General features: G+C 43.6%; 17 protein-coding genes. 8 read left to right on the top strand and 9 right to left on the bottom strand.

What is annotated here, in order from left to right; genetic code table 11:
- Window positions 1-18: 18 nt before the first annotated feature.
- Window positions 19-1,677 carry an FAD-binding protein gene (locus OZ660_RS13815; protein WP_226432985.1) on the bottom strand — a complete coding sequence of 553 codons (1,659 nt, stop codon included), beginning with the start codon at window positions 1,675-1,677 and terminating at the stop codon, window positions 19-21.
- Between the two features lie 291 nt (window positions 1,678-1,968).
- Here OZ660_RS13815 and OZ660_RS13810 point away from each other — a divergent pair, with 291 nt between their 5' ends.
- Genes OZ660_RS13810 through OZ660_RS13790 form a run of 5 tightly spaced genes read left to right on the top strand, consistent with a single transcriptional unit; the run spans window position 1,969 to window position 5,870 of the window.
- Window positions 1,969-2,640: a hypothetical protein gene (locus OZ660_RS13810; protein ID WP_274741290.1), complete on the top strand. Its 672-nt coding sequence runs from the start codon at window positions 1,969-1,971 to the stop codon at window positions 2,638-2,640.
- Window positions 2,633-2,863, top strand: coding sequence for a hypothetical protein (locus tag OZ660_RS13805; RefSeq protein WP_202262076.1), 231 nt, complete (start codon window positions 2,633-2,635; stop codon window positions 2,861-2,863). Before OZ660_RS13810 ends, OZ660_RS13805 begins: the two co-directional genes overlap by 8 nt.
- Window positions 2,854-3,723, top strand: coding sequence for an HprK-related kinase A (locus OZ660_RS13800; protein ID WP_274741289.1), 870 nt, complete (start codon window positions 2,854-2,856; stop codon window positions 3,721-3,723). Before OZ660_RS13805 ends, OZ660_RS13800 begins: the two co-directional genes overlap by 10 nt.
- Window positions 3,707-4,825 carry a nucleotidyltransferase domain-containing protein gene (locus OZ660_RS13795; RefSeq protein ID WP_274741288.1) on the top strand — a complete coding sequence of 373 codons (1,119 nt, stop codon included), beginning with the start codon at window positions 3,707-3,709 and terminating at the stop codon, window positions 4,823-4,825. The genes OZ660_RS13800 and OZ660_RS13795 overlap by 17 nt, the downstream gene beginning before the upstream one ends.
- Window positions 4,826-4,853: 28 nt before the next feature.
- Window positions 4,854-5,870 carry an NAD-dependent epimerase gene (locus tag OZ660_RS13790; protein WP_274741286.1) on the top strand — a complete coding sequence of 339 codons (1,017 nt, stop codon included), beginning with the start codon at window positions 4,854-4,856 and terminating at the stop codon, window positions 5,868-5,870.
- Between the two features lie 98 nt (window positions 5,871-5,968).
- Here OZ660_RS13790 and OZ660_RS13785 read toward each other — a convergent pair whose 3' ends face one another.
- The 5 genes from OZ660_RS13785 to OZ660_RS13765 form a co-directional block, all read right to left on the bottom strand.
- Complete coding sequence (locus OZ660_RS13785) at window positions 5,969-6,844, bottom strand: patatin-like phospholipase family protein (RefSeq protein ID WP_226432981.1); 876 nt, start codon at window positions 6,842-6,844, stop codon at window positions 5,969-5,971.
- A gap of 135 nt (window positions 6,845-6,979) precedes the next feature.
- Window positions 6,980-7,930, bottom strand: a complete 951-nt coding sequence (locus OZ660_RS13780; protein ID WP_226432980.1) for a hypothetical protein — start codon at window positions 7,928-7,930, stop codon at window positions 6,980-6,982.
- A 226-nt stretch (window positions 7,931-8,156) separates the two neighbouring features.
- Entirely contained in the window at window positions 8,157-10,337 is a 2,181-nt protein-coding gene (locus OZ660_RS13775; RefSeq protein WP_274741284.1) for a malate synthase G, read from the bottom strand.
- Window positions 10,338-10,441: 104 nt separating this feature from the next.
- Window positions 10,442-11,386 (bottom strand): LysR family transcriptional regulator, encoded by a 945-nt coding sequence (locus OZ660_RS13770; protein ID WP_159627081.1) that lies wholly within the window; start codon window positions 11,384-11,386, stop codon window positions 10,442-10,444.
- A 313-nt stretch (window positions 11,387-11,699) separates the two neighbouring features.
- Entirely contained in the window at window positions 11,700-13,295 is a 1,596-nt protein-coding gene (locus tag OZ660_RS13765; RefSeq protein ID WP_274741283.1) for an isocitrate lyase, read from the bottom strand.
- Window positions 13,296-13,693: 398 nt separating this feature from the next.
- Between OZ660_RS13765 and OZ660_RS13760 the strand changes: the two genes are divergently transcribed.
- From OZ660_RS13760 to glsB, 3 genes are all read left to right on the top strand, one after another.
- The gene (locus OZ660_RS13760) at window positions 13,694-14,650 is read left to right on the top strand and encodes a chemotaxis protein CheV (protein ID WP_226432978.1); all 957 of its coding nucleotides are present in this window, start codon (window positions 13,694-13,696) and stop codon (window positions 14,648-14,650) included.
- 373 nt (window positions 14,651-15,023) lie between these two features.
- Window positions 15,024-16,478, top strand: a complete 1,455-nt coding sequence (locus tag OZ660_RS13755; RefSeq protein ID WP_274741282.1) for an alkaline phosphatase — start codon at window positions 15,024-15,026, stop codon at window positions 16,476-16,478.
- A gap of 87 nt (window positions 16,479-16,565) precedes the next feature.
- Window positions 16,566-17,474, top strand: coding sequence for a glutaminase B (glsB, locus tag OZ660_RS13750; RefSeq protein WP_159627162.1), 909 nt, complete (start codon window positions 16,566-16,568; stop codon window positions 17,472-17,474).
- Between the two features lie 10 nt (window positions 17,475-17,484).
- Here glsB and OZ660_RS13745 read toward each other — a convergent pair whose 3' ends face one another.
- The 3 genes from OZ660_RS13745 to OZ660_RS13735 are packed head-to-tail and all read right to left on the bottom strand — an operon-like array spanning window position 17,485 to window position 22,072.
- The gene (locus OZ660_RS13745; protein ID WP_274741281.1) at window positions 17,485-18,750 is read right to left on the bottom strand and encodes a lipocalin-like domain-containing protein; all 1,266 of its coding nucleotides are present in this window, start codon (window positions 18,748-18,750) and stop codon (window positions 17,485-17,487) included.
- Window positions 18,747-21,359, bottom strand: coding sequence for an ABC transporter permease (locus OZ660_RS13740; RefSeq protein WP_274741280.1), 2,613 nt, complete (start codon window positions 21,357-21,359; stop codon window positions 18,747-18,749). The genes OZ660_RS13745 and OZ660_RS13740 overlap by 4 nt, the downstream gene beginning before the upstream one ends.
- Window positions 21,356-22,072, bottom strand: a complete 717-nt coding sequence (locus OZ660_RS13735; protein ID WP_226432975.1) for an ABC transporter ATP-binding protein — start codon at window positions 22,070-22,072, stop codon at window positions 21,356-21,358. Before OZ660_RS13735 ends, OZ660_RS13740 begins: the two co-directional genes overlap by 4 nt.
- Window positions 22,073-22,208: the final 136 nt, after the last annotated feature.

Below are 22,208 nucleotides of genomic sequence, written 5' to 3'. Positions count from 1 at the left end.
CCATTCATAAAATGTAAATTACTGCGGTTTATAAGGGTTATACCTATCTGGGCTTATTATGCCGTTGGGATCGAGTGCGGCAGCTATTTTTCCCGCTGCCTTCCAGTAGGTACTCGTAGCATTCAGGCTCTTTTGCTGCTCTATGTTTAATCGATAGGGAATAAACCCACGCTTCAAACCTTCACAGACCAGTTCGTTTAAACACGCTTGCGCGTCTTTAATCGCTTGAGGGTTTTCGCGATCAAATACAATGGGTATTGTGCTATCCGTTGATATACCACTTAAATTAGTAAAGGTAATCATTGGTTCGATATTGTATTTGGGCGTTATGCGCCTAATCATTTCGATGAACTTAGACATATCTGGAGCTTTGGCGGGGACTAATGGCGCGTACCATAATAAGCCGCAGCTATCTTTTGCTGGGTGTAATAGCTTAGATTGAACGCCAGGTTTTACTCGTGGATTACGCCAATACGCTAGAGGTAGAGCGACTTCACTAGGCTTGCCGCGCATTACTTCCATTCCCTTTTCAAGCTTTTCTAGTTGTATTCTTGCGTTATCTAGTGCACTTAATGGCAGCAACTTGGTTACCAATTGCCCTATTTTTACTAGCAAGCTACTTGAAAATAATATTTGGTTTGCTTTTCCTTTTGCAATTTTACGAATGTCGCGCTTGGCAGCTTTCGCCACATTATTTGTGCCATAAATAGTACCCACAACGGTCCATTCTGGCACGTCGTATTGCTTTGCAATTGCTTCAACTTGGTGCTCAGTCATAACCGAGTGGCTTTGGGCTCCTTGAGGGTTCTCCGCGACCATCGAACATATTCTGCGTTTATCCATTAAATTGATTGAGCCAACAACGCCTTCCAAGTTGTTGAATATTTCTTTCACTACGCTATAAGCTGTTTCAAAGCTGTCCTTCTCATAAAAGCGCATGTAAAACGAATCGAAAGCGGGTTTTATCCTAGCAAGTGCTATTGTCATTTCAGTAACAATCATATTGCCTGACTGCGTGAAAATACCATCTAGGTAAGGCCCGTGTTTCCACTTGAAGGTTTTATCGACATAGCAGTTGGTTTCATCACCACCCGCTTCATCACTCATCACCTTTAACGACGATTCGTAAAAGCTGCCGTCTGCCAGGTAGCCTTTCAAATTCGTAACGGCGGTAAAATGATCTGCAGTTGGAGTTATTCCATAGCCACGTTCAAGGGCATTACTTACTATACCTGCGCTGGGCCCTGCGCCCGTAACGGGCACCATAAATGGTGCGCTTTGTTCAGTTAAAAAATCAAATAGTTGTTGCTGAGTGACACCTGGTTCAAGTGTGACAATGCCGTTTTCACTATCGAAATACGTAATATCGTTTAGCTTTGATAGGTCGAGTAATACCACTGTAGCGCTTTGATTACTCGGTAACCCAGACCCATACCCCCAATTCTTGCCGGTGCCTACAGGGTATATGCTAAACGCAGGTACATCATATACGTCGGGGGAGTTTGCGATATGAAGAATTTTTTGTATTGCCTGTTTATCGGATGGCGTAGCGATAATGGATATAGTTGATTCGAATCCTTCTGTGTTGAGCAACTTATTATCTCTAGCGCTTTCAGAGGCAGTAATTTCACAAATATCAGCCAATTCGCGAGAGAGAATGTCGATCAAAGGATTCATATATACACCTTAAGTACTGGTTTGTTATGGCAGAGTATAGTTAGAAGCGCAGATTAACAATACGAAATCAATGTTAAAGCGTATCTACCCGTCAAATACTTCTGCATCGAGGTTGTCGAAATTTTCATATAGCTTATAATCTGGGAGTAGCAGTATATTTTACTGTTAGTATTTTTTACAGTTTTCAACTGGCGCGAATTAAACTTCAATCAAATCAATGTTTTATTTCTTGGCTTGATTTTTGCAATGTATGCAATCGTAGTGAGTTAAGTCTTTGAGGATGTGGTTAGAATGGACAATATGAATAAAAACGATGAAGCGAAAAGAAGCTCTCGTCGTAAGTTTTTAAAGAGAACATCTGCTGGCGCAATCCTAGCGTCACTTCCTGCTGCATCAGTGTGGGGGCAGGACTCTCTTATTGCTGGTTCCATCGCCGCATCAGGTCACGGTTCTGATTATGCTGGAACAACTCCGATTGCTCTACTTTCACCTGGAAAGTGGAAGAACTGGACGAGTCATTGGGGCGCAGTTTCAATCAATGCAAAGTACTCTCAATACACGGGTAACAAACCATTTGGTTATGGTAATGCCGGTATCATGAAGCATAAAAATGGCGATATTCTTACGAATTCTGAAATGCTAGATGTCACGCTTTATGAAGTAATAAAAAATGTTGGTGGTGGCGACGGCAATATTAAAGGCAAGCGTTCTGGGCCTAGTAATATCAATTGTTACATTGCAGAGATGATCCTTAATGCTGCAAACCACGGCCAAACTATTGGTGGTGAAACTATTCATTTTCCAATTCTAAAGACATTTAATTCTAGTCTCGGCGGGTCGAGCAATCCGGGTCTGTTCGCTGATGAGTACGAGTTTGCAAGATATTTACATGATAATGCTAGTGGCAATGAGAAAGCGGTAGCAGAAGAGTTAGCTACATTCTTAGTGGACCATCATGTGTAATGGTCTGCATTTGTACTTTGAAAAAGGCGTGATTTATCACGCCTTTTCTGATCATAGTGGAATGACGATTTATTCTACATTTAGTAATGAAGTTTTCGTTGCAACAGTGGGTCCTCAAAGTTTAATAAACGCATTTGAGGCGAATGAAAATGTGGACGAGAATGCTGAGCAAGTCAGAAAGGCGCTCGTCAAAAAAGGATTTATTAAAGCAGAATGGCATTAAGTAGTTTTTTGCTGGATACCCATCCATTTTCCTTTGCAATAAAAACAGACATACCGCAAGTAGCCGACAGCATTGAAATGCTTTATGGCGACGTTTTGCGAGATGATTCAACGCTGACGCTGCCCACCTATGATGTAGAAATTAAACATGCCAGCCTGCTTCGGCGCTTGCTAAAACCACAAACACAATTTTTCTGTGACCAGCGAGAACCGTTTTTACCCATGCCATCTGATAAATCGCTCGCCATGTTCGAGTGGGGACTCAATTGGATAGTAAGTGCTCACGAGTTTAGGCATGTAATTTTACACTCTGCGGTGCTGGCAAAAAATAACAAAGCGATATTGTTTCCTGCACCACCTGGTTCTGGCAAAAGTACACTTACAAGTTGGCTCAGTCACAATGGCTGGCGTCTGCTTTCCGATGAAATGGCTCTAATGACACCTAATACTACTGAGGTAACGCCATTTGTACGGCCCATTTGCCTAAAAAATAATGCGATTAATTTAGCCAAGTCATGGTTTCCTTCGGGGCGCTTTTCTCATATATCACCTAATACACACAAAGGCGATGTCGTTCATTTATCTCCACCAACAGCTTCTTGGGACGCGCGTCGGGAAAAGGCTGAAGTAGTTGCGATTGTCTATCCTCAGTACTCAGCTGATACGTATTGTGATATTTATGAATTAAGTAAAGCAGAGGCTTTTTCAACGCTTACTACTAATGCCTTTAATTATGGTGTTTTGGGCAGTTTGGGCTTTTCTACGCTAACTAACTTAGTCGAGAAAAGTAAGACCTTTGAAGTTAGATATAATAATTTGGAAGAGCTCCAGAGTTTCTTGGAAAATGATGTCCTCTCATAAACAGACGATCACAGAACAAGCATTTATTGATGCGGTATTAAACCCAGCTTCTTGCCTTGATAAAAGCGACGCTTGGTGGTCTAGCTTCATTAAAATTTTGCGATTTGAGCGCTTGTTAGCACTGTTCGCATTTAAAAGTGAAGAGCATGGTTTATTAGACTCGTTTCCCAGTGTCGTAAGAGGGCATTTAGAGAATGCGCGAATAATGGCAAATCGCCAAGCCGACCATTTGAAGTATGAAGTTTCACTATTGTCGAGCTCAATTCAAGCGGTTACACCACAATGCCTTTATCTAAAGGGCGCTGCTTATTGCTTAGCAGATTTGTCAGTGGCAAAGGGACGATTGTTTTCAGATATTGACGTTCTGGTACCTAAAAACTGCTTGGAGAAAGTGGAAAAGAGCCTTTTATTCAAAGGTTGGATGAGTAAACCTATTAATGACTATGACGAGCGCTATTATCGAGAGTGGGCACATGAGATCCCTCCATTGGTGCAATCTAGGCGAGGGACGGTGGTGGATATCCATCATAATTTGGTACCGCCCATTTCAGGGAAAGCGCCCGACATTAATGCGTTTCTTGCACAAACAATGGAAGTCAATGGCGTTACAGTACTAAAGCCGCATGCAATGCTTGTGCACTCGTGTATCCATTTAATATTTAACGAGACGTTCAAACAGGCGCATCGCGATCTTTATGACATAGCGTCTCTAATTGCAGACTTTGGCAACGATGATTTTTGGGACGAAGCTATTGGTTTAGCGAAAGAAACCGGTTTTTACCGCGAGTTATTTTTGGCTTGCCGTTACAGTAGCAAGAAGCTAGGTTTCCCACTGCCCAGCAAGCTGACGCAAGATATACCTTACACAGCTCATAAGCTTTTCGTGTTGGACAGCTTTATGGACAAAGCATTATCGCCTCATCATCCATTGTGTGACGTAAAAGGCAGGAATATTGCTAGCTTTATGGCTTGGGTCAGGGGACACTGGTGCAAAATGCCATTGATGCTGCTGATTTATCATCTTTCTGTTAAGTCGATTAGAGCACTTATAGAGCAAATTTTTGGAAAGCACGTCTTCGAAACTGAAGGGACATCTAAATAGCTCACGCTAATATTTTTGGGAGAGAAAAGTGAAAATCTTAGTCACCGGCGCTGCCGGGTTTATTGGGGCAGCAGTATCACAATACCTTATTAATAGAGGTGACGAAGTAGTCGGTATTGATAACATAAACGACTATTACGATGTGAACTTAAAACACGCGCGCTTGGCCCAATTGAAGGCTTCTGATGCCTCTAGCTTGTTTTCATTTGTTGAAATGGGCGTTGAAGAGCGTGAAAAAATGTCTTCGCTGTTTGAAGCGCACAAATTTGATAGAGTTGTACATCTTGCCGCACAAGCTGGTGTTCGCTATTCACTTGAAAACCCAAGCGCTTACATAGATTCAAACATTGTGGGCTTTGGTAATATTTTAGAAGGTTGTCGTCACAATAACGTTGAGCACTTGGTGTATGCCTCTTCAAGTTCGGTGTATGGCGCCAATGAAACTATGCCGTTTTCGGAACAGCACAATGTAGACCATCAGGTTAGTCTTTATGCAGCATCTAAGAAAGCTAACGAATTAATGGCGCATACTTATAGCCATCTTTACAATTTGCCAACTACAGGATTGCGCTTTTTCACCGTGTATGGCCCATGGGGCCGCCCTGATATGGCGCTGTTTAAGTTCACGAAGGCTATTTTAGAAGGTAAGACTATAGACGTATACAATTACGGAAATCACCGCCGTGATTTTACTTATATAGACGATATCGTCGAAGGTGTAGTTCGTTCTCTCGATAACGTAGCGAAGCCAAATGACAACTGGGATGGTGCCAACCCTGACCCGAGTACAAGTAAGGCGCCATATAAAGTGTACAATATTGGCGCGCAAACGCCGGTACACTTGCTTAAATTCATTGAAACACTAGAAAATGCATTAGGCATTGAAGCGAAGAAGAACTTGTTGCCAATGCAGCCTGGGGATGTACCTGACACTTACGCAGATGTTTCATCACTGGTAAAAGATACGGGCTATAAGCCAAGTACTGATGTTGAGACAGGCGTTAATGCATTTGTCGATTGGTACCGCAACTTCTACAAGGTGTAGTCTAGAATAGGTACACTGCGCCAATGCTATTATTGTAGCAGTGTACCACCTGTCGTTTATCAAGCCACATTCTCTTTCTTATAAAATAGCGCTTTGCCTTATAGATGCGTTGACTCATAAGCCATAAGTCCTGCACATTTTTTGGGTAGAAACTCTTTCGTTGTCCTATACCCCATCTCATATAGCGTATTCTTTATTTCCGGAGACAGAGAGAAGTCTACTGCTGAAATATCGCCAGTATTTACAACGACAGTATTGTGCCAATACTTAGCATTTACATATTCTCTGGATATTGCTGTCATAAATGTACGAATAAGCATGCCAACATACTGAGGGAGTTGTAGAACGTTTTTCTTTATTGCTTTGCGCTTTTGTTCGGTGCTTTGAAGTCTAAAGCACACTGAAGGTGTGCCATCACCTCGCCAATCCTCAAATAACGCGTCTTCAGATAAAATGGCACCATCCACCAAAAGGTGCTCTTTAAACGGTTTAAATGAGAAAATAAGCGGTATAGACATGGAATACCGCACCGCTTCTGAAACTTTCATTTGTGGAGCGGTTTTTTTATTGAATAAAACCGGGCCACCGCCGTTTACGTCAGTCGCAAGAATGTGGAGATCCAGAGACAAATCTTCGAAAGTCGCTCCCTCAAGCTGGGCATCAATCCATTTTTGAAACACATCACCCGAAGAAAGCCCCCCTTCGCGTAACAGTCGTATTAACGAAAAGTCAGTGAATTGTTTGAAGTCAGTAAGCAGCGCTAATTCTCGCATTTCACTTACCGAGTAACCTTTGGCATACAAAGAGGCAATAATAGAACCTCCAGACACTCCGACCAGAGTATCGAAACCTATGGTCATGTCCTGCAGCGCTGATATGATACCGATATGTGCACTTAAACGTGTGCCACCACCAGAAAAAATAGGAACAATGCGAGACTGTACAGTGGGTGTTAAAGTAGGTAATGCGGACATTTATAAGACTCTACAGAACTGCTCATAAATTAATAATAGCCGAGGACAGTTATATAACCACCCCGACCATCGTCTATACATCAAGCAGATACGGCCAACTATCTTCATCCTTTTTCAACTAACGACCACTTTGGTTTAATTAAATCGCAAGCGTCTCGATATCATTAGCATCGTGAGGCTAAGGGTCATAAGCATAAATATGGAAGGTGCTGAAACCGTGATTGCTTGCGCGGGGTCTCGAGCCCACACATTGATATGCGATACACCTTTTCCGCCAATGTCGTTCGTATTAAATGTACCGCCTAAGTTATAGGGCGTTTGAAGATTGAGTATTGCTGGATTGTTTTCTGCTGCAAAAATGTCTTTGAAGTCGATGTTGTAAATTATGGAAGTATGCGCTCCACCAGGCGTACCTGATTTTATTGATATGGCGAGCTGATCAAATAGGGCTGCGCGTCCGAGTAATTGACTGACGGTATTCACTAATCCTGACAAATCAAGAATATCTAAATTCCATGTACCGGCATTACAATCGCCCGTTGTTCCACTTGTGCATGCAAATGTAATGTCTAGCAAGGTATCAAGGCTTGGTGCAGTATCACTGGGTGAAGATTTTTGCCCTTGTAATACAGAGCCATCACCTAGCGGCGCAGGTCCTATGTCAGAGTATGTTTCTACAAAATTACTATTGAGATTTGCAAGGTGGATCCAGCCTGGATCATCTGCCACCCCATCGGGCTGACCAGTTGATGGGTCTATATCGAGTATTTGGAGATCGCTTGGGTCAATGAAGTGAAAGTAGTCAAATCCGGCTTCACCGTTTAATAAGCCATCGTTTAACTGTCCAATATTCGGATTTGGTGAGCTTACGCCGTGGGCATCATCATTTCCGTAATAAAAAGCACATTCCGTTGCACTATAGTCTTGGCTTAATAAGTTGGTATTGCTGCCGACATTTGTCATGCTGGTTAACTGAACATTGTTAACGTTACAGCCCACTGAAGAACTTATTATGGTGGCATTAACAAGGCCAGAAACGATAAGCAGTGTTACACAAATGGCTAGGCGTTTTATTATGCTTTTCATTAGCTAACTCCAATTCTGCAATTGCATCGGAACTACTATGTACTGTTGCATGGTGCATACTACGTACCAGTTTCGGAGTTGTCTTTATTTACAAATATTTAACATTGTGTGATATTTGTACGTCATATTTTTGTAAAATTATCTGACACAAAAAAGGCACCGAGTGGTGCCTTTTGCGAAAAGATATTCTCAATTTGAGAATATGAGCGTGCCGAATTGCAAACTATTAACCCGCCAATTTAGCCTTCATTTCTTTGCGGCGAGCGTGAAGCAGTGGTTCGGTATAACCACTTGGTTGTTCTTTACCCTTGAATATCAGGTCGCTGGCAGCCAAGAATCCAATCGAATTCTCAAGATCAGGTGCCATAGGGATATATTCAGGGTCGCCACTGTTTTGTTCGTCAACCAACACCGCCATACGAGCCAACGACTCTTTAACTTGGTCGACACTGACAATGCCGTGCTCCAGCCAGTTTGCTATGTGCTGTGATGAAATTCGCAAGGTTGCACGGTCTTCCATTAAACCAACATCGTTTATATCAGGTACCTTAGAGCAGCCAACACCTTGATGTACCCAACGTACCACGTAGCCGAGAATACCTTGCACATTATTATCAATTTCACGCTTAATGCTATCGCGTGTGAGTGTCGACGCGTCTTCTAATAATGGAATGGTTAATATGTCGCTTAAACCATCAAAATCTGCATCTAAAGACTTTTGTACGTCAAACACATTTACATCGTGATAGTGAAGAGCATGCAGAGTTGCTGCCGTAGGTGAGGGAACCCATGCTGTGTTCGCTCCCGCCTTTGGGTGGCCAATTTTAGCGTCCATCATATTTTGCATTTCATCGGGTATTGGCCACATGCCTTTGCCGATTTGTGCTTTACCTGATAAGCCACAGCGCAAACCAATAGCAACATTCGCTGTTTCATAAGCCTTTATCCAAGGCATTGCTTTTAGCGCTGCCTTTTCGGCAAATGGGCCAGCCAGCATTGAGGTGTGAATTTCATCACCGGTTCTATCCAAAAAGCCTGTGTTAATGAATACAACGCGCGAGGTTGCTTGTGCAATACACGCTTGTAAGTTAATGCTGGTGCGGCGTTCTTCATCCATGATACCCATTTTCAACGTATTGGCAGGCACATCGATAATCGTTTCTATTTTGCCGAAAAGTGCATTTGAGAATGCAACTTCCTCTGGACCATGCATTTTCGGTTTAACAATATAAATACTGCCTTCACGGCTATTTTTGAACTTGCTATTTCCGAGTAAGTCGTGCTTGGCAATAAGCGACGTTACAAGTCCGTCCATAATGCCTTCAGGGACTTCTTCACCGTCAAACAACATGGCGTCGTTTGTCATAAGGTGGCCAACATTACGCACAAACATCAAGCTTCTTCCACTTAATGAAAGTTCGCCTTGATGTGCAACATGCTTAGATGGCGAATAAACGCGGTCTTCGTGCATAGCGCGAACCAGCTGTTTCCCACCTTTGGTCATCTCTATACTAAGCGTACCCTTCATTAGACCTAGCCAGTTACTGTAAACAAGGGTTTTGTCTTCGGCATCTACCGCTGCTACAGAGTCTTCGCAATCCATAATGGTAGTAAGTGCAGCTTCTACAAGTACGTCTTTTACGTTAGCGGGGTCACTTTCACCAATTGGATGAGTAGGGTCTATCTGAATTTCAAAGTGAAGGCCGTTATGCACAAACAGTAAAGCGCTAGGTGCAGCAATATCACCTTGATAGCCTTGCCACTGTTCGCTGTTGGCAAGCGTAGTAACATCACCGTCGATAAGTGTTACCGAAAGCTTACCCGATTCAATGCCATAAGCACTCACATCGCCATGGCTGCCCTTAGCAAGGGGGATCATAGCATCAAGGTAGGCTTTGGCCTTTGCAACAACTTTTGCACCTCGTACAGGGTTATAGGTTTTTCCTGCCTCTGCGCCACCTTCGTCACTAATAACATCAGTACCATAAAGGGCGTCGTATAAGCTGCCCCAACGCGCATTTACCGCGTTAAGTGCATAGCGAGCGTTGTTGATAGGAACGACAAGTTGTGGGCCAGCCATTGTGGCTATTTCAGCATCGACATTGGTTGTTTTTGCTGACACGTCTGATGGTTGTTCTACTAAGTAGCCGATTGATTTTAAAAATTCAGTGTATTCACTGCCATTCACCGGGTTGCCGGCTTTGTGGTAGTCGTCGATAGCGCGCTGTAATTGTTCTCGCTTTTCTAGCAGCGCTCGGTTTTGAGGAATAAATTCTGCGAAGAGGGCTTCTGCACCTTTCCAAAAGGCGTCTTGCTCTACGCCTGTTCCTGGGAGGGCCTGTTGATTAATGAAGTTGTCGAGTTGTTCGGCAACCTGTAGACGGCCTCGAGTAATATATCCTTGCATAACTACCTCTATACATTTAACTGTTCATTCAGTGTAGTGTGTATAGAGATAGTTTTTTAATTTATGGTTTGTATCTTTGTCATATATTTTGTGAATGATGGGGCTTAACCAGCATTCATCTCACTAGCAACATCGCTAATTAGCCTACGTAACCAGATATGACCTGCATCGTGGTGTAACAATGCACTCCACGCCATTTTTAGCGCAATAGGCGGTATATCAAAAGGCGGCTCTTTGATCACCACATCAGGATCGTGTTTGAACAAGCGCGCGGCTTTGCTTGGCAAGGTTGCAATGAGTTTCTGCTTTTTCGCAATTTGTAATGCAGCATGATAGTGACGAGTGAAAACGCGAATTGCGCGTTGCTTACCAATTTTTGTAAGCTCAGCATCTACCCAACCTAATTTTTGGACTTCGTTGGGGTCGATGCCCACGCCAACGCCAAAACCTGTTTTACTTACCCAAATATGTTGTGCGCGCAAGTAGCCGTCTAAATCACATTTTGCCACTAGCGGGTGGTCAGCACTCATCACACAGCTGAACGTGTCGTACCAAATGACTTTTTGGTGAAATGACAGTGGTAATTCGTCGAAACGGTTTATGGCCATATCAACTTTGCCTTGCTCCACATCGTGAAACGTTACGTCACTGGGAGTAATTAAATCGAGGGTGATGTTGGGCGCTAAATCTGCAAGCCTTCCAACGAGTTCGAGTAACAATGTACTTTCAGCATAGTCACTGGTCATAATGCGGAAGGTTCTGTCACTAGTAAGTGGGTCGAAGTCGGTTTCTGGTTGAATCGAGCTTTCTAGACGGCTTAATACGTCGCGAATAATGGGTTGAAGTTCTAACGCGCGCTTTGTCGGTGTCATGCCGTCACTGGTGCGCACCAGCAGTGGATCTTTAAATAAGTCGCGCAGGCGTTTTAGACCATTACTCATGGCCGGTTGTGTAATACTCAACTGGTTAGCGGCTTTTGTGACGCTCCCTTCTCGTAACAGTACATCTAAATAAACTAATAGATTAAGGTCGACCTTCGCTATATTCATTATTGTAATGCTCTTTTTGAACCTAATTAAACATATCTATTGTACGCGTTTTTGTTTTGAATGTCAGATAAGCGTTTAGTCTTAATTTTTAAATGAATTGTGTGTTAAGTTATTGAATTTTATGTTTTATGTGTTTTTTTTGATGAATCTTAGTTAAAAAAGTATAAAATTTCTTTTTGCGAAAAAAATAAATGAGATGAATGTTGTGGGGCAGGCGTTTAAGGTCGCTTTTCGTTAAAAACGAAAAAGGGCACCCGAAGGTGCCCATTGGAAAGGTTGGGATGCTTTCCAGTTAACTTATTTCCAACGTACCTTATACGTCGAACTGGTTCATGGTGTTGTCTTCACCAGATGCCTTAAGTGCACCTTCACCAGAGAAGTATTCTTTGTGCGTGTCACCTAGGTCAGAGCCAGCCATTGCTTGGTGCTTAACACACGCTAGGCCTTGGCGGATTTCTTGACGCTGAACACCGCGAACGTATGCAAGCATACCTTCTTCACCGAAGTAACCTTTCGCAAGATTATCAGTTGACAGTGCCGCAGTGTGGTAAGTCGGCAGAGTGATAAGGTGGTGGAAGATGCCTGCTTCACGCGCTGCATCAGCCTGGAAGCTCTTAATCTTCTCGTCTGCTGCCGCTGCAAGTTCACTGTCGTCGTAGTCTGCAGACATAAGTTTCGCACGGTCGTAACCAGAAACGTCTTTGCCTTCTTCAGTCCATGCATCAAATACCTGCTGACGGAAGTTAAGCGTCCAGTTGAACGATGGCGAGTTGTTGTATACCAGCTTCGCGTTAGGTACTTGCTCACGGATAGCGTTAACCATTTCAGCAATTTGACCCACATGAGGCTTTTCAGTCTCAATCCAAAGAAGATCTGCACCGTGTTGAAGTGAAGTCACACAGTCAAGTACTACGCGGTCAAAACCTGTACCCTCTTTGAAGCGGAATAGACCGTTAGGAAGACGCTCTGGCTTAACAAGCTTGCCGCCTTGCTTAAGTACTAGGTCGCCTTCAGCTAGGTCGTCTACGCCTGCAACGTCAGTCGTTTTCAAGAATGCATTGTATTGTGCAGCTAGGTCGCCTTCAGAAGTAGACACTGGGATCTTTTGAGTAAGGCCAGCACCTAGTGAATCGGTACGTGCAACAATAACACCTTCATCTACGCCAAGTTCTAAGAACGCATAGCGAACTGCGTTGATTTTAGCTAGGAAGTCTTCGTGTGGAACCGTTACTTTGCCGTCTTGGTGACCACATTGCTTCGCGTCTGAAACTTGGTTTTCGATTTGAATACAGCACGCGCCTGCTTCAATCATTTGCTTAGCTAGAAGGTAAGTTGCTTCTTCGTTACCAAAACCAGCATCGATATCAGCGATAATTGGTACTACGTGTGTTTCGTAGTTGTCGATTTCCGCTTGGATGGCCGCTACATCGCCGCCATTTTTCTTTGCGTCGTCGAGTTTATGGAAAAGATCTCCTAGCTCACGAGCGTCAGCTTGACGAAGGAAAGTGTAAAGTTCTTCGATAAGCGCTGATACTGATGTTTTCTCATGCATAGATTGGTCTGGAAGTGGACCAAACTCAGAGCGTAGCGCTGCTACCATCCAACCTGATAGGTAAAGGTAGCTTTTATTCGTGGTACCTTGATGCTTCTTAACTGAAAGCATTTTTTGCTGACCAACGAAGCCATGCCAGCAACCTAGTGACTGTGTGTACTGAGACGAATCTGCGTCATATTCAGCCATGTCTTTGCGCATGATGCTTGCCGTATAGCGAGCGATGTCTAGGCCCGTCTTAAAACGGTTTTGAATTTTCATGCGAGCAGCGAACTCAGGGTTAATACCTTCCCATGTTCCTTTCTGTGCTGCTTTTAATGTGGCGAAGTTATCAATGTCTTGTTGATATTGCGACATGAGCGTCTCTCCCGACTATAATTAAAATACTTAACGTTATTAGCGTTTACGCTGTAGGGCGTTCCCGTTAGTTCCATTTCATCCTAGTGCGCAAAGTTGAATAATAGAAATATATAATCAGCATTGCCGCCATTCATTTGGTGAATGTTTGTGAGTGGGTGTCGGGTAGAGTATCGAGTGGAGTAGGGGGCAAATACGTGATGAGTTAATGTTACTGTGAACCTACGCACTATGCGCTACACCTTGCACTTCACAGCAAAGTAAGGCGCGTGGGTCTACAATTTAATTGATAGATTACCGAAAAGAGTAATTGCCTTGCCCGCAAGTGCAAGGTAGATTGTCGCGATGATGCTATATGTATCATTAAGTGCATTGATTTATAAAGAAAAGTGAGTGATATGGGTAACAGTGTCTTATCGTCGGTCGATCAGAGAACCAAGCTTGTTGGCGAGAATAGGCTTGAGCTTTTGATGTTTCAGTTAGGCACTCGTCATATTTTTGCAATGAACGTTTTTAAAATCAAAGAGGTAATAAACGTTCCCAAGCTCAATATGATGCCAGGCTCGCACTATAATTTGAAAGGTGTGATGAATTATAGAGGTAAATCTATCCCCATCATCGACCTTCGCCAGGCAATTAAGATGCGCTCTACAGTTGCAGAAGACTTTGCCAAAAACGTTATTATCACAGAGTACAACCGCAGTGTTCAGGGCTTCATTATTGGTGAAGTCAAAAGCATAGTTAATACGTCGTGGGGCGATATCCAACCGCCACCTAGCGGTATTGGCAAGTCAAACTATTTAACCGCTATAACTCAGGTGAATATTGATGGAAAAACTGAGCTTGTAGAAATCATTGATGTTGAAAAAGTATTAGCTGAAATCATTGATTACGATACCTCAATTTCAGAAGAGGTGCTTGATACTGAAATTGTAAATCACTTCAACGGTAAACAGATCTTGATCGTTGATGATTCAGGCACGGCCCGTAAACAAATACGCGACACACTAGAACAATTAGGCGTGTCAATTATTGAGCGTAAAAACGGTGCAGAAGCGCTTAAATTATTGCAGTCATGGGCAGATGAAGGTAAACGCCCATCGGACGAAATTCTATTGATGTTTACCGATGCTGAAATGCCCGAAATGGATGGGTATAGACTTACTTCAGAGGTTAGAAATGACCCTAGAATGGACGACCTGTTTATTGCGCTTAATACGTCACTTAGTGGCAGTTTTAATGATGCGATGGTTGAAAAAGTAGGGTGTAACCGTTTTATTTCAAAGTTTCAGCCAGATATGCTTGTTGATGTTGCGCAGCAGCGCCTGCGAGAATTTTTAGCCAGTCAAAAATAAATTTCCTACCGCTGCTTTCTCTTACCTCCGCCTTAATTTGACGGCGGTTCACGCCTTTGTGTGACCAAATCTGTATTTGGCCAATATTTTTGTAACACTTATTATTTTTGCGGAAAGCTTTGAGGATACACTGTGTGTGTTTTACACTAATGGCACCTGTCGCCGTGTGCAGGTGCAATGTGCTTTTCGCTAGTGCACAGAGAACACTCGTATAATATAAACTTACGCGCAGAGCGTGCTCGGACAAAAAAGCGTTTCAGGGCGAAAGTCTAAAGAAGCACACTTAAGCGCGACAGAGAAATAAGCATTTTTTTATGCGCATTATCGGTCTATTAATCACTAGGTAGTGCGTACATACTTCAGGGAAGTTTAGATGATTAAACAATTTGTTCGTACATCGTTACTAGCATGTGCGTCAGTTACGTTCTTAGCAAGCTGTGGCATCACTGATAATGCAGCGTCTTCTGCGCCAACAACAGCGTCTCAAAGTAATGTACCAAAAAACATTATAATGGTTGTTGCCGACGGTATGGGGCCCGCTTATACCACAGCCTATCGCAACTATGTTGATGACCCTGCCACAGACAATATTGAAACGGTTGTCTTTGACGACATTTTAGTGGGCAATGCCTCAACGTATCCTGCAAAAGTCTCTGGCTATGTAACTGATTCTGCTGCGGCTGCGACTGCATTGGCCACGGGCGTTAAATCTTATAATGGAGCCATTGGCGTAGACGTTAATAAGAAACCTGTTAAATCCGTTATGCATTATGCCAAAAGTAAAGGCATGCGTACTGGACTTGCAGTGACTTCGCAAATTGTTCATGCAACGCCTGCCTCTTACATTGCACACAATGAAAGCCGTAAAAACTACAACGAAATTGCTGAAGATTTTTATGACGTCCGTGTAGACGGCAAATTTGTTGCCGACGTTATGTTAGGTGGTGGAACGTCTTATTTCGAGCGTGAAGATCGCGATATTCTCGCGCAATTTATCGATGCAGGATACCAATATGCTGATTCTTATAATCGTCTAGCATCAATTCCTGCTGGTAGTAATGTACTTGGTTTGTTTGCGCCTGTAGCGTTGCCAGCAGTACTCGATGACAAGCGTAAAAATCGCCTTCAGTACCTAACGAAAAATGCGATCAAGCATCTTGAGAACGACAATGGCTTTTTCTTGCTGGTAGAGGCGAGCCAAGTTGATTGGGCGGGCCATGCAAATGACATCGCATCTGCTATGGCAGAAATGCACGACCTTGCGCAAACTATGGAGTATTTGCGCGACTATGTTAAAGCTAACCCTGACACCTTGGTAATACTCACTGCTGACCACAGCACGGGTGGACTTACCATTGGTGCAAATGGTGATTATCGCTGGAGCCCAGAGCACCTAAAAAATATGCAGGCATCAGTAATGACAATTGCTATGGCAATGCCTAACGAAGAAAAACCAGGTGAGTATGTCGCTCAGAATCTTGGCTTGTCGTTAACGGAAGAAGAACTTGCTACCCTTGAAAGCGTAGCTAACCAAGATGACAAATCTCGCTTTATGGCGGTTAAGGCGTTTTTAGACACCAAAACCAATACTGGATGGACTACCGGTGGCCACACGGGTGTAGACGTAGAAGTATTTGCATTCGGTGCTGGATACACCAGCTTTATGGGCCAAATTGATAACACTGATATTGCGAAAAAGATTTTCAGTTTTTTAGATAAAAAGCCGTTTAAAAAGAACGTTCCTGCTGAAACTAAAGTAGAAACCAATATCGAGCTTACCGATGACGATGATGCATGTAACTTCAAAGAAGATTGGCACTGCAACTAACACAAACGATTTGTATTGGTAAAGCGCCCTAGAGGCGCTTTATTTTTATACACACCAATAACAGAAGTGGTATTGATGAATAACGACATGCACAACTTGCTACAGGACATTTTTGACGAAGTCGAACCCATGCTGGGAATGGGTAAGGTCGCCGACTATATACCCGCATTGGCGTCTGTAAACCCTCGTCAGTTTGGTATTGCTATCTGTGATACTCACGGTCAAATTACGTCTATTGGTGATGCTGGCGTCCCTTTTTCAATTCAAAGTATTTCGAAGGTGTTTAACCTTGTTCTTGCCATTAATCACTATGGTGAAAGTATGTGGGAACGGGTAGGGTGTGAACCTTCTGGTTTGCCCTTTAACTCACTGGTACAGCTTGAATATGAAAATGGTATTCCACGCAATCCATTTATCAATGCAGGCGCACTGGTGGTGAGCGACATGGTTCAGTCGCGGTTTGCCTCCCCCCATATTGCTATGCGTGACTTCGTACGAAGATTGTCATGCAATGGCGATATTGTTGTAAACAAGGTGGTGGCAGAATCTGAGTTCGAACACCGTTCTCGAAATGCCGCTATGGCTTACTTGATGAAAGCATACGGTAACTTTGAGAATGAGGTTGAAGATGTACTTCGCAATTATTTCCATAACTGTGCCCTTGAAATGAGCTGTGAAGACTTAGCGCGTGCGACCAGCTTTTTAGCAAATGCGGGCATGTCTTCATGTGCCAACGAGCAAGTACTCACGCCATACCAAACCAAGCAGGTTAATGCGTTATTGGCAACAAGTGGTATGTATGACGAGGCAGGAAGTTTTGCTTTTAAGGTAGGTCTTCCAGGTAAAAGTGGGGTAGGCGGTGGCATTGTTGCTGTAGTGCCTGGTCGTTTTTCTATATGCGTATTCTCGCCAGCGCTTAATAGTGTGGGCAATTCACAGCTGGGTGTAGCGGCATTAACATCGCTTAGTGAGCGTATTAATTGGTCAATTTACTAGGCCATAAGCATTAGTAGCCGGTTAGCTCTAAAAAGCCTGTTCCAGAATGAGTACCCGATACATTAACGCGTCCCTCGTAGTAGGGAAATGCGCTTTCATTCCATTGATTGGTTTTAAAGGGGCTTATATTAAGATTAAGTGCAAGATCACTGGCCGTGTCTTTAAGCACTATACGCCATGACGTGGGGACATCGCGCGGCCCAGTTCGAGTTGTAATAGTTTCGTTTTCTACTGGTATTATTGATAATTGTTCATCTGACAACGTCTTTTTAAGGCCGCTTGAGGTTATATAAGTACCAGTAGTAAAAATATCTGACAGGGCAGTTGCAGAACTTGATGGAGCAGAGTGCATACGAAATGCCATGAGTTTGTCTCCATTGTCTAAATGCAGCGAAAACCAATCCCAGCCCATGGCATCGCTGTTGGCAAGATGACTGGTCCATTCATGGTCAAACCATCCAAGTCCTTTAACACCAATTGATTTTCCATTAATTAGTAGGTTTCCTTTTGCGTTGATAAACGGTTGGCTGTAATAGTAAGAGCGAAGTCGTTCATCTAGCGTTTTTCGGCTATATCCATTATCGCCTTGCTTTACAAATGGGCCTGAAGTATCGAGTGATAAATCAATAGACACTGCTTCGCCCAATGCAAGTGCTTGGTCTCGTGATGGCGAACTTTTTCCCGTGGCATTTTTATTTTTCAGTGACAGGTTTAGGGATGACGGGAACATATTGTTTGGAGCCGAGGTACGCCATGACCAGTCGTCTATAATCGCTTCGAACGGACTGCCATTTACATAAGCATTACCCACACCGCCTGCTGCGAATCTCTCTTCAAAATAGTGCTGTGTGTTGGTGTGTAGTGAAACATGCCCCATCCATTGCTGTGTATTCGACCAATTGCTTTCACCGACTTTATTACTGCTAGGTGTGTTAAATCTAAACAGCGTGTATTGAAGGCCATACTCATTTTTGTGGTCATCTTCTAACACAAACGTGAGATACCACCACTCTAACTGATAATCTGGATGGCTTTTGTGATCGTTAGGCAAGGTTAGAAGCTTATCTTTCGTTACTTGCGCGAAACTTTGCGCGGCAATGTCTGCATCTTGTGCGGTTATGCCACCGAAAAATTGTCGAGGCCTGTCGTTTTGGGCTAAAGGCGCACTGTCTTTATTAGGTGTGTTCTTTGTTTCTGGTATCAGCAAAAAGCTAAAAAACACGGTAATGCCTGCGACAACTAAGAATAGACCTACGCGTTTCAATGACTTATTCATAGCTGTACCTCCTGGCGAAGGTCGACCTTTGGTTCAAGTTTCCCGAGTGGCAAAAGTAAAACCACTGACACAATGGCAAGCGAGAGCATCACGCTGGACATGATTACGTCAGTCTGAATAACAATGGGGTACACCCAGTTAAATGCGTACCTGTTTACCATAACAATAAACACGTAAGCTAAGAAAATACCAAAGGGAATTGCCAGTATCGCGGTTACAAGGCAAAGCAAAAAATATTGCGTAAACAGCGCGCTTTTCACTTGTAGGCGACTGACACCTAGTGCCCGCAATGTATTCAATTGCGGAGCGTTACCTAAAGCTAAAACCGTTAACGATACCGCAAAGGCAATGCCGGCGACGACAAGCGTGGTGATATTCAGTCCATCGGTTAGCAAAAACGTGCGATCAAAAACCTTAAGCGACTGGTTAAGTAGGTGTGTTTTTGAATAGGCATTGCCAAATGGTGCCGCCAACGCGGTTATCGCGCTGTCTGTTAGTGTGCTGTCTGTTAGGTTGCTTGGAGACGCTGAATTTTGAGTAGCTGGATACAGTGCCATAGCCCCAGAAAACAACATGTTATTTAGCCCACTGTTTTCCTTACGAGCTGACAATAAACGGGGAAGGGGGACAAATACTTGCCCTTGTGTATTGCCGTAGTCAGGGTATATACCCAGTACACGCCACGCTTGCTTTTTACTAAACAGGGTATCGTCTAGGGTGTCGCTATCAACCGTAAGGGTAGTGATGTTCTTGTCTAAACCGCTTCTGTTTGTTGCCAATGAATAGTTCGACAAAGAAAGTGTGTCACCAATGCGTACGTTGTTCATCAGTGCCAATTGTTGATTAATAAAAACCCCTTGGCCTTTTGAAAACTGCTCCCACGCATCATCCACAGCATTATCAAGTAGCAATGCGATTTGTCCTTCGGTATGAAGAGGGTAGCTAGAGACAGAAATGGTCTGCTCATTCAAGGTGGCTTTCAACCTCATCAAGGGGGTTGCATCGAGGCTGTCTGGCAACACGATATCTGAATACAGCATATCAGTATAAAGGTATGCAGGGGCATAAAGGCGTTGCTTTAACCAGTCAACCGTCGCGTCTCGGAAACTGCTTGTCATGGTGTTCATACCAATATTGGCGGTAAGTGCGATAAAATATGCGCAAACGGCCAATCGCGACTTAGATGACAGCGACTGCATATTTGAAACAACAAAAAATAACACCACCCAACGCTTTGGCGTAACTTTAGCAAGCCATGTGGTCAATATAGGCAACCAAAGTAAGACCAACGCGCAGCTACTAAGCAGTAATGCGGCAACATAGCCAAGTGCGAGTGTTGTGGAAGAAACGAAGTGTGACAACAGATAAAGTACCAAAAGCACTATGCATGAAATCAAACTAGCTTGCGCTAAAGAAGCCTGGTTTTCTTGCTTTATTTTATGGTGCGAGAGGGCATTGGCTAGTTGGGTAACTGGCAACAGTGAAAACACAACCAGCGAAGTAAAGGTCACAATAAGTGCAAATAAAAATATCGAAAGCAAATTGACGTCTGGCTTTATAAAGACAGCGCTAAACAAAGAGGAAAACGTACCGCTAATCACTGGGGATAGCCAGGAGGCCGCATTAAAACCAGCTATCATGCCAAGGGGGATGCCAAAGACACAGTAGATCAGAAGCTCAGCAACAAGTGCTAAGGATAGAATATAGCTTTGAATGCCTAGCTGTCTTAGTCGAATCATATTGGGCAAACGCGTGCGGTACATCAGGTTAAGCGCGTTTAACACAATGAACAGCGCAACAACCCCCATAAGTGCGCTCATTGCCCAAAGGTTAAGCTTAAAGCTATCTGGGAGTGACCCTGTTTCTTGGGCAAACGTATTTTGAGGTTTAACTAATGTGACTGAGGTAATGCTGTTTAGCGCTTCAATCTCCTGACTGGACAACGGCATGAGCGATAAAAAACCAGAAAGCGGTGTACTTTGTGGTGAAACTTTGTGCCGATAAAAGTCGGTAATAGCGATAACCAAAGTATCTTGGGGGACAGCAGCACTCACAACAGGATTGATAATCGATGGCCATTTTACGTCTGACGACACAAGGTTTTCACATGCTATTTCGCCCAATGTAGCAGGGTGCATGAGGCCTCTCACAGAGGTATTTTTCTGCCCCTGCATTTCTGTGCTAAGCCATGCGCCGCCGTTTTGTAAATTCGATACGCTAACAAAGTGACTCATCAGTACTTGGGTGTCTACGCCCATGATGTTGACATTAAATGTTCTTGATGACGCGTCGCCACACGATACGCGCACAGTGCGCTGAGCAAGCGCGGCAAGTTGAGTAAACCCCACCAATCGCGCTTTTACATAATCTTCTTTAGTTAGCGACAGGTCGCTGTTGATGGGGACCAATACATTGTCGGTAAATAGCTTGTCTTTGCTTTCTAATAACTCGCCTTGTTCGGCGCCTTCATTGATAAGCAATACTGTTATAAGACCTGCATTCGCCACTGCAATAGCAGCAATAATAAGAAGCGGCTCGAGCCATCGCTTTTTTGCCATTGCAAAAAGCGTTTTTAATGTTAATCCGAAAGTGTGCAGGGCGCTTTTCATCCGCATGCACTTTGGTTATTGGTAAGTGAAACCAGCTTTCCAGCGTGAAGTTTGGTTTCCATAACGGCTTTTTCTGCCACTTCTTGGCTATGGGTTACTACGACAAGCGCGGTGTTAGTACTGCGACAAACATCAAACAATAATGTTGAGACTACATCACTGGTTGCTTCGTCTAAGTTTCCCGTGGGTTCATCAGCAAGTACCAAAGCAGGGCGGTGTACCAATGCGCGAGCAATGGCGCAGCGCTGTTGCTCGCCACCAGATAGCAAGTGTATTGGCTTTTTGGCAAGATGAGCGATCCCCAACTCTTGCATTAAATGCTGCTGATACTCTGCATCAAAGTTGCCTTTTAGTCGTGAGGTAAAGGCAATGTTGTCATAAGCGTTGAAACAGTCAAAAAGGTTATAGCTTTGAAATACAATGCCAAGGTATTGCTTGCGAAAATCATCAAGTTTGCCTGTGGTAGCAGGCCTTTTAATAGATGCGCCTTTGCTGGCAGCGACTTGGCTATCAAAAATGCGCTCGTTTCCTACATAGATTTGACCCTCGTCAGGTGCATCGAAACCGGCAATAAGTGAGAGTAGGGTAGATTTTCCACACCCTGATGCACCTTGAATGCTCACTGATTCACCTGCCTTGACCGTTAGTGACAAACGGTCTAAAAGCAGTACATCAGAAGAAAAGGACTTAGACAGACCATTGATGGTAAGCATAAATGCGTAAACTCAAAAAAACGCTAACAAAACAGTGTCTTCAGTATACGCAACAGAATGGCATTTTGGTTAAAAACCAAATGATAAAAACAAAAGCGCATTACTTGTCAGTGTCGCTTTTGTAAACTCGTATTGT

This window comes from Alteromonas sp. 009811495 (assembly GCF_028865455.1).
Taxonomy (GTDB): domain Bacteria; phylum Pseudomonadota; class Gammaproteobacteria; order Enterobacterales; family Alteromonadaceae; genus Alteromonas.
The sequence above is the reverse complement of the archived record's forward strand: the minus strand, read 5'-3'. Positions and strand labels throughout refer to the sequence as shown.

What these genes read in the sequence shown, in the direction of transcription:
- OZ660_RS13775 (WP_274741284.1), bottom strand. Translation starts at nt 10,337, where the DNA reads ATGCAAGGATATATTACTCGAGGCCGTCTACAGGTTGCCGAACAACTC.
- OZ660_RS13780 (WP_226432980.1), bottom strand. Translation starts at nt 7,930, where the DNA reads ATGAAAAGCATAATAAAACGCCTAGCCATTTGTGTAACACTGCTTATC.
- OZ660_RS13770 (WP_159627081.1), bottom strand. Translation starts at nt 11,386, where the DNA reads ATGAATATAGCGAAGGTCGACCTTAATCTATTAGTTTATTTAGATGTA.
- OZ660_RS13740 (WP_274741280.1), bottom strand. Translation starts at nt 21,359, where the DNA reads ATGAAAAGCGCCCTGCACACTTTCGGATTAACATTAAAAACGCTTTTT.
- OZ660_RS13805 (WP_202262076.1), top strand. Translation starts at nt 2,633, where the DNA reads ATGTGTAATGGTCTGCATTTGTACTTTGAAAAAGGCGTGATTTATCAC.
- OZ660_RS13755 (WP_274741282.1), top strand. Translation starts at nt 15,024, where the DNA reads ATGATTAAACAATTTGTTCGTACATCGTTACTAGCATGTGCGTCAGTT.
- OZ660_RS13735 (WP_226432975.1), bottom strand. Translation starts at nt 22,072, where the DNA reads ATGCTTACCATCAATGGTCTGTCTAAGTCCTTTTCTTCTGATGTACTG.
- OZ660_RS13810 (WP_274741290.1), top strand. Translation starts at nt 1,969, where the DNA reads ATGGACAATATGAATAAAAACGATGAAGCGAAAAGAAGCTCTCGTCGT.
- OZ660_RS13760 (WP_226432978.1), top strand. Translation starts at nt 13,694, where the DNA reads ATGGGTAACAGTGTCTTATCGTCGGTCGATCAGAGAACCAAGCTTGTT.
- OZ660_RS13745 (WP_274741281.1), bottom strand. Translation starts at nt 18,750, where the DNA reads ATGAATAAGTCATTGAAACGCGTAGGTCTATTCTTAGTTGTCGCAGGC.
- OZ660_RS13795 (WP_274741288.1), top strand. Translation starts at nt 3,707, where the DNA reads ATGATGTCCTCTCATAAACAGACGATCACAGAACAAGCATTTATTGAT.
- OZ660_RS13785 (WP_226432981.1), bottom strand. Translation starts at nt 6,844, where the DNA reads ATGTCCGCATTACCTACTTTAACACCCACTGTACAGTCTCGCATTGTT.
- OZ660_RS13815 (WP_226432985.1), bottom strand. Translation starts at nt 1,677, where the DNA reads ATGAATCCTTTGATCGACATTCTCTCTCGCGAATTGGCTGATATTTGT.
- OZ660_RS13765 (WP_274741283.1), bottom strand. Translation starts at nt 13,295, where the DNA reads ATGTCGCAATATCAACAAGACATTGATAACTTCGCCACATTAAAAGCA.
- glsB (WP_159627162.1), top strand. Translation starts at nt 16,566, where the DNA reads ATGCACAACTTGCTACAGGACATTTTTGACGAAGTCGAACCCATGCTG.
- OZ660_RS13800 (WP_274741289.1), top strand. Translation starts at nt 2,854, where the DNA reads ATGGCATTAAGTAGTTTTTTGCTGGATACCCATCCATTTTCCTTTGCA.